This is a genomic window from Blochmannia endosymbiont of Camponotus pudorosus (assembly GCF_059934925.1).
The window spans coordinates 422,833-434,521 of record NZ_CP011793.1; the positions used below are offsets into that span (position 1 = coordinate 422,833).

General features: G+C 25.4%; 8 protein-coding genes. 2 read left to right on the plus strand and 6 right to left on the minus strand.

Translation table 11 applies throughout. The annotated features are described in order from the left end of the window. Positions 1 to 32: 32 nt before the first annotated feature. From aroA to Bpudo544_RS01950, 5 genes are all read right to left on the minus strand, one after another. Positions 33 to 1,346, minus strand: coding sequence for a 3-phosphoshikimate 1-carboxyvinyltransferase (aroA, locus tag Bpudo544_RS01930; RefSeq protein ID WP_500825065.1), 1,314 nt, complete (start codon positions 1,344 to 1,346; stop codon positions 33 to 35). Between the two features lie 106 nt (positions 1,347 to 1,452). Then, positions 1,453 to 2,556 carry a 3-phosphoserine/phosphohydroxythreonine transaminase gene (gene serC, locus Bpudo544_RS01935; protein WP_500825067.1) on the minus strand — a complete coding sequence of 368 codons (1,104 nt, stop codon included), beginning with the start codon at positions 2,554 to 2,556 and terminating at the stop codon, positions 1,453 to 1,455. A gap of 216 nt (positions 2,557 to 2,772) precedes the next feature. Next, entirely contained in the window at positions 2,773 to 4,086 is a 1,314-nt protein-coding gene (gene serS, locus Bpudo544_RS01940) for a serine--tRNA ligase (protein WP_500825068.1), read from the minus strand. 503 nt (positions 4,087 to 4,589) lie between these two features. After that, on the minus strand, positions 4,590 to 5,252 hold the full coding sequence (gene lolA, locus Bpudo544_RS01945; RefSeq protein ID WP_500825070.1) for an outer membrane lipoprotein periplasmic chaperone LolA: 663 nt from the start codon (positions 5,250 to 5,252) through the stop codon (positions 4,590 to 4,592). A gap of 67 nt (positions 5,253 to 5,319) precedes the next feature. Next, a complete protein-coding gene (locus Bpudo544_RS01950; protein WP_500825071.1) occupies positions 5,320 to 7,725 on the minus strand; it encodes a DNA translocase FtsK in 2,406 nt (801 codons plus the stop codon). Positions 7,726 to 8,038: 313 nt separating this feature from the next. Between Bpudo544_RS01950 and trxB the strand changes: the two genes are divergently transcribed. Continuing rightward, the gene (trxB, locus tag Bpudo544_RS01955; protein WP_500825072.1) at positions 8,039 to 9,013 is read left to right on the plus strand and encodes a thioredoxin-disulfide reductase; all 975 of its coding nucleotides are present in this window, start codon (positions 8,039 to 8,041) and stop codon (positions 9,011 to 9,013) included. Between the two features lie 125 nt (positions 9,014 to 9,138). Then, positions 9,139 to 9,357 (plus strand): translation initiation factor IF-1, encoded by a 219-nt coding sequence (infA, locus tag Bpudo544_RS01960; protein WP_500825074.1) that lies wholly within the window; start codon positions 9,139 to 9,141, stop codon positions 9,355 to 9,357. 13 nt (positions 9,358 to 9,370) lie between these two features. On the opposite strand, the gene Bpudo544_RS01965 is transcribed toward infA, so the two are convergent. Beyond that, positions 9,371 to 11,581, minus strand: a complete 2,211-nt coding sequence (locus Bpudo544_RS01965; protein WP_500825076.1) for a TonB-dependent receptor domain-containing protein — start codon at positions 11,579 to 11,581, stop codon at positions 9,371 to 9,373. Positions 11,582 to 11,689 lie beyond the last annotated feature (108 nt).

Here is an 11,689-nt window from a genome sequence, read left to right on the forward strand (position 1 = left end):
AATAACCTTATTTGACCGTATAACAAAAAAATTTATTTTATATTACTAACACTAAAAAATTGATGAAAAAAATCTGGAAAAGTCTTACAAACACATTTAGGATCATCAATAGTTACTGGCACACCAGACAAAGCAATTAAAGAAAAACACATTGCTATACGATGATCATGATAAGTATTAATGTAAGCTGATTGTATTTTCTGTGGAGCAAAAACGTACAAGTAATCATAACCTTCTATTACTTTTGCTCCTACTTTTCTTAATTCAGTAGTCATCGCATATAACCGATCACTCTCTTTAACTCTCCAATTATAAATATTACGTAATATCATAGGAATTTTTTTATTTGCAGAGAACAATGCAACTACAGCAAGAGTCATTGCTGAATCAGGTATATGATTAACATCAATATCAATGGAATTTAAAGTTACTCCTCGAGTGCATTCTATATAATTATTTCCCCAATAAACAAGAGCTCCCATTTTTTTTAATACATCAGCAAAATAAATATCTCCTTGCTTACTATATTTATTTATTCCTAGAACTTTTATAGTACCACCTTTAATAGCTGCTGCTGCTAAAAAATAAGAAGCACTAGATGCATCGCCTTCAATTATATACTCTTTTGGAGATTGATATATTCTATTTCCTTCACAATAAAAAACTCGATAATCTTGATGTTGTATAGTAATACCAAAAGTTTTCATGACTGATAAAGTCATATCGATATATGGTTTAGATACTAATACCCCATCAACTTTAATACATGTATTGTTTGGAGCCAACGGAGTCATCATTAATATAGCAGATAAAAATTGACTTGAAATATTTCCTTGAAGAACAATTTCTCCGCCATAATAACCACCATTTAAATGAACCGGGATATAATAATTTTTTTGTATATAATCTATTTTTCCTCCCCCTTGCCGTAAAGCATCTATTAAATGATGAATAGGTCTTTCTCGCATCCGAATATCTCCAGTCACGATAATATTTTGTGGTTTTATAGATAACGCCGCAACAAGAGGTCTAACAACAGTTCCAGCATTACCCAAAAATAAAGTTAACTGATTATTGTTATGTTTATTTTGTAATTGTAATGGACCACCTATTCCGTCAATTTCACAAATTTTACGATCAGTAGATAACCGATATTTTATCCCTAAAATATATAATGCATTTAACATATACCGAATATCATCACTATCAAGTAAATTAATTAATCGAGTGGTTCCAACAGATTGAGCTGCTAATAGTAATGCTCTATTAGAGATACTTTTTGATCCAGGAAGACATATAGTACCATTTATTTTTTTTATGGGATTTAATTTAATAAAATTATTCATTTTTTATTAACTTTATATGATAAATTAACTTAAATTATTTTATTGAAAAATAAATTTTTATCAATTTTATTAAATGAACTTATTATTACAATACTTCTTTATTATTTCAATTATATTTTTTTTCAAAAAAATTCATAAACTCAATTAAATTATATACCCCTTCTAATGGCATAGCATTGTATAGAGACGCTCGCATCCCTCCACAAATTTTATGTCCTTTTAATCCATATAATCCAAAAGATTTAGATTCTTCTAAAAATAAATGATTTAATTTTTCTTTTTTTAAAAAAAAGGGGATATTCATTTTAGATCGATACTTATGACTAATATTGTTATGATAAAAATTGCTACTATCTATAGCTCTATACAATAAAGTCGATTTTATTGTATTAAGTTCATTAATTTTTTCTAGTCCTCCTAATTCTTTTATCCATTCAAAAACTAAATTCGCTATATACCAAGATATAGTTACTGGAGTATTAAACATTGAATTATTTTTCAAAAGAACTTGATAATTTAAAATAGTTGGTATTTGTTGATAACTAAAAACAGTATTTTGAATTAAATCTTTTCGAATAATAACTACCGTTAAACCAGAAATACCAATATTTTTTTGAGCTGATGCATAAATTATTCCAAAACGACTAATATCTATAGGACATGACAATAACATTGAAGAACAATCAGCAATTACTATCTTTTTTCCAAAAAAATCTGGAATATCTTTAATAAATATTCCAGAAATTGTTTCATTAGGACAATAATGAACATAAGAATTACTTGTAGAAATATTCCATTTACTAATAGGGAGAATAACACACTGTTTATCAGAATTTTTATCAAGAACATCTATGATATTAGTATTACAATACTTTTGAGCTTCTATTGCTGCGCTATATCCCCAATAACCTGTATTTATATAGTCAATACTGTCTGTAGATTTTTTTAATAAATTCATAGGAATTGCTGAAAACTGAGCACGAGCTCCTCCCTGACAAAAAAGAACAACATAACTACTAGGTATATTAAGAATTATTCTTAAATTATTCTGTGCTACTTGTGCTAATTCCATAAATTCAGTACTACGATGACTAATCTCCATGACTGATATTCCAAGATTATTCCAATTAAGTAACTCCTCTTTTATTTGATTTAATACCGGTTCTGGTAACATTGACGGACCTGCACTAAAATTAAATTTTTTTTTCATATGATTGTTTTAATAATCTTAATAATTAAGAACACCAATATATAATTAAATCAACAAATAATAATTTTATTTTTCTTTTTCAAAATAAAATTATTTATGTTTTTTAAAAAATAAATAAAATACATGTTTAATTTTTTATTTACTACTATAAATAACGACATCGTATAACTCTCTCTTAGTTATTTAAAAGTATAAAATTTATAAAATAAACTATTATTAATAATAAATATGAGTAACTCCATTCATATATGAATGCAATACTGAAGGTATTTTAATACATCTATTTTTTAACTGAAAATTTTCTAAAATTGCTACTAACGCTCTACCTACAGCTACTCCAGATGCATTTAATGTATGCAATAAAGTCGTTTTCCTGTGGGTTTTATTTCTAAATCGAGCTTTTATACGACGTGCTTGAAAATCTGTTACATTCGAACAAGAAGCAATTTCACAATAAGTATTATGAGCTGGTAACCAAACTTCTAAATCATATGTTTTACATGATGCAAAACTAACATTACCTGCGCACAATAACATTTTTCTATAAGGCAATTCAAGCAGTTGTAATACTTGTTCTGAATGATTAGTAATTTCTTCTAACGCTTGAGTAGATTGATTTGGATGCACTGCTTGTACTAATTCAATTTTATCAAACTGATGAGTACGAATCAATCCATGTGTACTATATCCATATGTTCCAGCTTCTGATCGAAAACATGGAGTATTTGCCACTATTTTAATAGGTAATTTATCCTCATTAATAACGATATCTCTCATTAAATTAATTAACGGAACTTCTCCTGTAGGTATTAATGTATATAATTTATCCTTAATTTTATTACAATTATTGTTAGTAATAGACTTTGACTTCATATGAAATAAATCTTTATCAAATTTAGGTAGCTGACCTGAACCATATAAAGATTCTACATTTACTAAATAAGGAACATAATACTCCTCATATCCATGATTTTTAATATGTGTATCTATCATAAATTGAGATAAAGCTCTATATAAACGCGCTATTTTTCCCTTTAATACAAAAAAACGGCTGCCAGTAATTTTTGATGCGCTAGATAAATCTATTTCTCCAATTAATTTTCCTAATGTTATATGATCAAGTAAATTAAAATCATGATGATATAAATTACCCCAACGCATAACTTCCACGTTATCCTGATCTGTTGAACCATTAGGAATACTATCATCAGGAATATTAGGTAAAGACAATTGATATTTTTTTATTTTTTCTTTTAAAACTCTCATTTTTGATTTAATTAATATTAAATCGGCATTTAACAAATCAACTTTTTTACATAAAGATTGAGCATCTTTTTCTTGACTTTTAACTTCTCCAATAATTTTAGAAATGATCTTTTTATCAGTTTGTATTTTCTCTATTTTTTTTTGTAAAACCTTACGTAAATCATTTTGTTGCTTCAATTTTTCTATATCCAACAAAAATTGTTTTCGAGCTAACTTCTCGAAAACCCAATCTGTATTTTTATACAACAATTTCGGATCTAACATATATAAAAATTATTTTATACTATATAATACTAATAATATATAATTACTAAAATTAAGAAACTTCTTTTATGTTTAAACTATAATTAATCATTATTAATTAATAAATACTAATCTAAATAAATATATAATTTTACTCTTAATGCAAAACACTCTTCATATATTAATATACACACTTAAAATTAATAACATTTTTTATTACTAAATCACACTCACTGTTTTACATAAAATATTTTTATGTAATTTAATAACTTTTAAAATTTTACCTTGATTACTTAATTCAAATTTAAATATACACTTAAACCTATACAGGATACCATAATTGGTATAAAAATAAAGAATATATAATAATAAATTTATTCTTTCATAAATAAACTTTAAGTTTAATAAAAATTTAATGTGTAATATTTCCATACACTATGATAAATAGTTGTATAATAATTAATTTTATATAAAATATATATACTATATTCTAATATTATTTCTAATATAATAAAATATAAACTTTATCTTCTTTGATCATCTAATTGAATATCTTTAGAAATAAAAAATTTAAACTTATCTAAACTAATCGATTCAATGCACTGATCGGATAAATAATAACTGATATGTTGTCCATTTTCTTCCAAAATATCAATTTGATTAATTATTCCATCCTTAGTAATTTGTATTTTATACTTCTTTAAATTAAAAGAATTATTTATAACTGGAGTTAAAAAAAACCAATCTTTTTTTTGAATGATAGTATAATCATAATACACAAAGGAATTAATATTTAACAATAACTCTAAAAAGATATTACCAGAAATTTGATCTTCTAAACAATATGCTGTAACTTGATTAAGTTTAGGTATATAAAACCAAATCGTCTGACCATCAGAAATTAAAAAACACTCATCAGGATTATTAAAATGCCAATGAAACAATTTGGGTCGCTTTATCCACAACTCACCTTTCGATATATGTATATTTGATTTGCAATCAACAGAATAAACTTTTTGAACGAAACGAACATACAAATTATTTATTAAACTTAATCTGTTCTGTAGAATAGAGGATGGTGATTCAATTTCAGTTTGCGCTAACTGCAATACAAAAACATGAAAAAAAGAAATATATATTAATAATTGAATAATATAAAAATATTTTTTATTCACAAAAACCACCATGTATACTTAAAAACACACCAAATTTTGAAATTCCATTGTAATTTTAAATAAAAATATTAAATATAATTCATACAAGGTAATCATTTTTCTTAGTTTTCCAAAATTTAACAACTGCATATATTTCTTCATCTTGTACATACGCTCCATGCACTCTAATTAACATAGAAGAATTAGCAGGTAAGTATAACATATCTCCCATTCCTAATAAAGATTCAGCTCCGGACTGTCCAAGGATAGTACGAGAATCTATTTTGCTAGATACAGTAAAAGCTACCCGAGCTGGAATATTTGCTTTAATTAATCCAGTTATTACATCTACCGAAGGTCTTTGTGTAGATAAGATTAAATGAATTCCAGCTGCACGTGCTTTTTGAGTTAATCTAGTAATTAATATTTCTACTTTTTTATCAGTCATTATTAAATCAGACAATTCATCTATAATAATCACAATATAAGGAAGTTTTTCAGTTGTTTTAAATAAAAATATATTATTTTTAATAAGGTGGGATGTGGAAATAATTTTTTTTATTTGATAATTATAATTTTCTAAATTTCGAACACCAAGTATAGACATTATTTTATATCGACGTTCCATTTCTTCGATACACCACTGTAATACAGATCTAACATCTTGCATATCTGTAACTACTTCTTTTAAAAGATGCGGAATATTTGAGTATACTGATAATTCCAAAATTTTAGGATCGATCATAATAAAACGTACTTCTTTTGGGGTAGATTTATATAATATACTGATAATCATTGAATTAATTCCTATAGATTTTCCAGAACCAGTAGTTCCTGCAACTAATAAATGAGGCATATTTCTTAAATCTGCAATCACAGAATGACCAAAAATATCCTTTCCTAATGCTAATGCTAATGGAGAATTCATATTGCGAAAGCTACTTGAGCTAATTATCTCCTTTAAATATACTACATCTCGATTAATATTAGGAATTTCCAATCCAACATATGGTGTACCCGGAATTATTTCTACTACCCGAACAGAATTTACAGATAAAGAGCGAGCTAAATCACGCGATAAGCTAGAAATTTTAGATGATTTTATTCCAGAAGATAAATTTAATTCAAAAAAAGTAACTATTGGACCTGAAGTAATTTTTACCACCTTCGCTTTGATACGATACTCTAATAATTTTTCTTCTATTAATTTAGCATTTTTTGTAAATTTAGAATAATTGACCGATTTCTTTTCAGGATTGGATATTAAAAAATTTATATCAGGTAAAACTAAATATGTATTACTACTATATTTTTTAGTACCTATAGTATTATTAGAATGAATAACTTTAGTTTTAGGTGAAAAGTATTTGTTTAAATTTGGATTAATAGACTGCATTTTTTCAAAATCATGATAATTATGCAAATTATTATTTGATTTGTGGCAATCTAACCCTAAAAAATTTAGTTCTTTATTTATACCTCTATTAGATGACATATAATCGTTTTTATGAACAATTTTTTTTGAGAATTCGTTGATTTTAGTATCTAAATTTTTATGGTTATTACTGATACTATTAATTGTATCTATACATTTAATAGTATGAGTAAAATGCTGTTGTTTGTCTTGATTAATATTTACTAAAGATAAAGCTTGACTGAACTTATATGAAACTGAAACTATATTTTGAGATTTTTTATTTGATCTATTCCAATCTAAAAATGAATCGTTAACTACAGAAGAAACCGAAATATTATTTTTAGGTATTAATGAGTTCATTACTTGAACAGAATTAATATTTGTATTATAACGTTTATTGTGTAATTGATTGATTTTATTTTTTTTACTAAAAAATCTTGCATATACAGTATATTTTTTTATTAAAAAAATATACTGAAATATATGAGAATGAAAAAATGCCTGTTGCACATTATTATTCCAATTACTTATATAATCTGTAAATTTAATAAAAATAATATATACTATTTTTTTATACATTATTTTTATTAAATCCAAAAAATATTGATTAAAAAAATATATATAACCAATTACACTTATTAAACATAAACTAGAAATAACACAATATGAAAAATATTGAGGAACTATAAGAATATCAAATAATATACTACCTAAAAGCCCTCCAGGCGGAAAATAAAAAATATCATCAATAATAAATGCAGCCAATGCACAACATATTGGTAAAAATATGAATATTAATATTAATTCTAAAAGAAACGTAAAAACCGTGATTTTATTAGTTCTGAAGAAAATTTTCCATAAATTAAATAAAATAAATAATGGAATAACATAAGCTACTATACCAAATATAAAAAATAAAAAATCAGAAATTTGAGCGCCTAATATACCTCCTACATTATTACAAATTAATTCATTACAATCGACAGACTGCAGCCAACTAGGATCTGATGGATCAAAACTAAATAATATGATCGTTATATACAAAAATATAACACTTAAAATAATATATATTAATATCAAACTAATCATTAAAATTATTTTTAATTAAATCTGACGTAAAATTTTTAAAAACAAACTTACTTAATACTATATTAAAACTAATAACTACAATACTTAAATATAAATGAAATATATTATATTTCATTTATATTTAAGTATTGTAGTTAGTATACGAACTATAATTTTTAAAATTATGTTTTTTATTATAAAACTTATATTATATATAATAACAAAAAATATTTAACCACATAAAATATATTTTATATACATACTAATGTTATACTAAAATATAAATTTATAATTAAATAAATAAAAAAAAAGATCAAAAAGGAATATATCTATTATGCATAATAATAAAATTAAACATTGTAAATTACTTATATTAGGTTCTGGACCAGCTGGATACACAGCAGCAATTTATTCCGCTCGTGCCAACTTAAATCCTGTATTAATTTCAGGATTAGAAATAGGTGGACAATTAAGTTCTACCTTGAACATAGAAAATTGGCCTGGAACACCAGAGAATTTAACAGGACCAGACCTTATGAACCGCATGAAAGTTCATGCAATAAAATTCAATACTAAAATTATCAACGATAATATCATTAAAGTCAATTTTAAACAATATCCTTTTGTATTATATGGCAACATAAATCAATATACATGTAACGCTTTAATCATAAGCACCGGAGGGTCTGCTAGAAATTTAGATATACCTTCTGAAAAAAAATATAAAGGCAAAGGTGTATCCTCATGCGCTACTTGTGATGGATTTTTTTTTAATAAAGAAGTTGTCGCAGTAATTGGAGGAGGTAATACTGCAGTAGAAGAGAGTTTATACTTATCAAATATCGCTAGTACGGTACATCTGATACACAGACGTTCTCAATTTACAGCAGAAAAAATACTAATTGATAGATTAATGGAAAAAGTACAAACACAAAACATTATATTACATACTAACTGTATTGTAAAAGAAATATTAGGTGATGATTTAGGAGTGACCGGATTACTTATAAAAAATACAATGCTTCTACAAAAATATACCCTTAATTTGAAAGGAGTATTTGTTGCAATTGGATATCGACCAAATACCGATATTTTTAGTCATCAATTATCATTAAATAATAACGGATATATTTGCGTAAATCCTAAAAATAATAGCAATGGAAGCTCTACTGCTACCTCCGTATCTGGTATATTTGCAGCAGGGGACGTCATGGATTATACTTATCGACAAGCAATTACTGCTGCAGGAACAGGATGCATGGCTGCGATAGATGCAGAAAAATTTTTGTCTACTACACAAACTCATTAATCTAATTGAATCAAAATAAATTTTGAAATAAAAAAATTTATTTTTTCTATACAGAAAATGCATAATCACTAAATTATATAGTTATGCCGCATAATAATTTTTACTATTACAATGAGAATAATTCTATGATAAAAGAAGACAATATTGAAATGAACGGTACTGTATTAGATACTTTACCTAATACCATGTTTAGAGTACGCTTAGAAAATGGTCATATAGTTATGGCGCATATTTCTGGGAAAATTAGAAAAAATTACATTAGAATTCTCACTGGAGATAAAGTTACTGTAGAATTAACTCCATACGATTTAAGTAAAGGACGTATTACTTTTCGTAGCAGATAATGGTTAACTTATTTTATAATACAATTTCTGTTTTAATCCACCAAGTTCGACCTGGTTCATAAACGGGTTTTTCATAATTTTCTTTAAAAAGATTACAATTATTTATTGTATTGATTACATGTTCCCTATAAACTTTATTAAATAAATTATCAACACCAATACTATATGTGCAATAATTAGATATCTTCCATGATAAATATGCAGACAATACTCCAAAACCAGCAGTATTCGATGTATTGATGTGATTATTTGATAAAAAATTATGAGGTAAATAACAAAAAATAGGGAAAAACCTTTCTATATATCTCGATGAAGACACTAATCTCCATGATATTCCTAAATTATAATTTTGTTTTTTAAATTGACATGTAAGTTTGCCTTCTAAAGGAGGTATTGTTGATAATATACGATTATTATCTGAATTAATTCCCCAAGACCATGATACATTACTTTCTCCATACCAATAATCATTAAATTTACAACTTAATCCCATTTCAGCGCCGCATATATTAGCATTTACGTTATTTATATTCCTTGAAATTGACATAATATCACTATCATTGTTATGATAATTATAATAAATAAAATCTTTTATATGTCCAACATAAGATGTTACCCATCCATTTATTTTTGACTTTTGAAAATGAGCACCTATATCCATTTGTAAAGTTTTTTCAGGTTTCAATTGAAAAAAAACCAAATTCTTCTCTTCTATATCATTTGCATTAAATTTATTTAATAAAATTTCCCAATAATCAGGAAGACGTTGACATATACCTACGCCAAGATAATACAATAACGAAGGACGTACAATACTTTCATATCGTATAAAACCAGCAGGATATGTAATATTATTTTTATAAAATACACGATTATACTTATCATATACATCCATAATGCTATGTTCTATTCTAATTCCTCCAATAATTTTTTTACTTGATAACATATACAAAACAAATTCATTAAATATTCCTGTATCTAAAGAATAATTATCTATTTGTGAATCACAACAAAATTTATTATTTTTTTTATGTTGATTGATTTGAATATCAATACCGCTATAAGATTGAAAATTCCTCCATTGACATGTAACAAGACCACGAGATCCCCATACAGATCGTTCTACATCATTAATGCCAGTATTAGATTCGTCAATGTTACAGCAACAATATTTTTTTGTAACGGATGTTGTTAACATTGATAAATTCTTTATCTTAGAACAAGTAGAATCAACCATAATATGATGTATATGATGGTGCCAAGATTGAATTTCTATCGTATTTAAAATATCACTAATATCTGAAGTTTCTATTTTTAATCCATAACTTTCTCTAGCAAAACATAACCCATCCATACCTTTATTTAAATAATCTACATTAGCATTTCCCTGTCCTAAATTAATATCTAAAAATGTGTTAGATCTCAAATTCAATGATAAAACAGTATCTGCATTCCATTTATACCAAGAAGAATGAACCTGAAAATTATTACCATCGTAATAATCACTAGAATAATTACAATTACCTATCAATCTGACATAACCATATTGATTTCCAAATATACTATCTATATTTCTATATACACTATCATTTGATCCAATTATTACATTACTACGTGTTTTAATTTGTGATGAATTAAAATGAGGGTGATAACGTTGAAATCGTAGTATCCCTCCTGCACTCACTGGTCCCCATAATACTGTTTGAGGTCCTTTAGTAATATTTAAAATATCAAAAGTTTCTGGATCAATATAAGCAGTAGAAGGATCCATACGAGAGCAACACGCACCAACTATTTCATTAGTATCTGTTAACACTCGTATTTTAGATCCAATTATACCTCTAAATATAAAATTATTATTAGTTCCTCCATTACGAATTATAGAAAATCCTGGAATATTTTTTAAATAATCTACAGAATCACTTATACATGAAGAATATTGTGACAATTTTATAGAATCAGATACAGAAGAAGAAATAAATGGGGTATTTATATCAGCAGTAACAGTAATTATTTTATCATTATTTCTTTCTAATTCCGAGAATAAAGACAATTTATTTTCATTAGATATAGAAAACAAATCAGTTTTAGATGAACCATTTAATTTATCATTACTATCAGCATCATTAATTAAATATAAAATAAACGCGCATATTATAATAAAACATAAAATAAAACGAATTATTTCTTTTAAAAAATAACCAGATCTATATTTAAATACCATTACATATTCTTTTTTTGTACGATTACGATCATTAAATTATATATAATAATCTATTAAAATTTAAAAACATAAAGTATTGTTATTAATTTTACGGTAATTATTATATCA